Source organism: Methylobacter svalbardensis (assembly GCF_037671525.1).
Lineage (GTDB): Bacteria > Pseudomonadota > Gammaproteobacteria > Methylococcales > Methylomonadaceae > Methylobacter_A > Methylobacter_A svalbardensis.
Window position 1 is genome coordinate 1 of the sequence record NZ_JAWPOH010000165.1, and the last position, 1,542, is coordinate 1,542.

The window sequence follows — 1,542 nt, forward strand, 5'->3', positions numbered from 1 at the left end:
ACAAAATCGACAGTAGAAAATAGATGATTAATGAAGTACTGCCGGCTAAGCCGTCAACGCCATCAAGCATATTGAAGGCGTTGATGCCACCTACAATGGCAAACACCGTAAACAAGGTTGAAAACATGCCGAGTTGTATTTCACCAAACCCTAATAAATTACCTAAGCTGGTTATCTCGACTCCGCCCAATTTGATCATGATCAGCGCCGCAACTACTTCTGCGGCTAAACGGACCTTAAAGTTTAAGTCTTTAAAATCATCAATCAATCCAGTGACAACAATGATGCTGACTGCTGTAAAAAAAGCCATATTGACCGGAACATTCACACTTTGTGTCAGGATGACGTAAGTGATGCAAAGGTAGATCGCCAAACCACCAATCATCGGGATTTCTCCTTCGTGTCTTTTCCGTGAACTTGGCTGATCGGTAAGACCGATTTTAAAGGCAACCGGCCTTAACAAGGTAATTGCAGCTATCGTTATAAAAAAAGAGCTGCTCATTAGCATGGCTAAATATGATGTTTCGAAATTATTCAAGACAGTTTCTCCTGGTTTGCCAAAGTGTGATAGTGGCGATGATGTCTATTATGCTTATGATGTTGTTGCCAGCCGTGACCACGGCGTCCCGAATGATCAGCATAAGATAGCGGTGAAAACAGGATTACAGCGGCAGTTAATTGAATTTAAAAAAAGCAATTGTTTCATGGTATTTTCTCTTTGAGTTATTGGATTCGGTGTTGAGTTAATAAAATTAAACTTGCCGGTCAATCAATCAAAGTTAGCGTTTTCCGGCAATTCCATTGCCGAGATAAGAACCTGCGGCAGCGCCCAGTCCAGTAGCATTGGGTCGCCATTACCTATTTTGTGGCCTAAACTAAAACGCTGCCGGCTAAACCCTGGTGAGAGCGCGGATCTTGAGGCTTTGAATATCGAGGCTGTTCCGGATAATATCTGGCCTATTCGGAATGATGATGCTTGTGGTGTTTTCCTCTATGACCGCGACCTTCAGCTCCTGATGCGTAGGATGCAGATGAACATATAATGGTAAACGCAGCCAATAGAGTAAAAAAAAGCGACTTTTTCATTATTATCCTCCTTAACTCATTAATTTAATCTGGTTGTATATTGGTCTGTACAGACATAAATTAGCTAGTGATAAACTTTGAGCTATAGTATTCGATTTAACCTTAATGGTCGCTTAACGAATTGAATTGTGTGATGGGTATCGCATTTGTTCTGCCCTTATTGACCTGGTAATACGCAGAGATTCAATTTTCGTTTTTTATTACTCGATGTTCAAGTTTTTAAGCTTAGAAATAGGCTATGTCATCGTTAACTATGGAATTTTTTATTTCTTTTTCATAAAATAAGCCATGTAGGTTTTCAATTGGAGATCATCATGAAAAACGCCGAGTTTTTTCAATTAATTACTGCAATCCGTGAATTAGATCATCACCAGCGCAAACTGCTGAACGCTGCCTTAAATCAACTATCCGACGAACCCAAAGTCCTCGAATTGATTGAGTCCTGCTTTGATGCTA

Annotated in this window: 2 protein-coding genes; one reads left to right on the forward strand and one right to left on the reverse strand. The window is 40.3% G+C overall.

All coding sequences use genetic code 11. The annotated features are described in order from the left end of the window. On the reverse strand, positions 1–502 hold a 502-nt coding region (locus RW114_RS20580), incomplete at its 3' end, for a glycosyltransferase family 4 protein (protein ID WP_340124596.1). Between the two features lie 4 nt (positions 503–506). On the opposite strand from RW114_RS20580, the gene RW114_RS20585 reads away from it, so the two are divergent. Then, positions 507–722 (forward strand): hypothetical protein, encoded by a 216-nt coding sequence (locus RW114_RS20585; protein WP_340124597.1) that lies wholly within the window; start codon positions 507–509, stop codon positions 720–722. The last annotated feature ends 820 nt before the right edge of the window (positions 723–1,542 follow it).

Bases quoted from the DNA above. Each gene is read 5' to 3' on its own strand.
- RW114_RS20585 (WP_340124597.1), top strand. From the start codon at position 507: ATGGCTAAATATGATGTTTCGAAATTATTCAAGACAGTTTCTCCTGGT.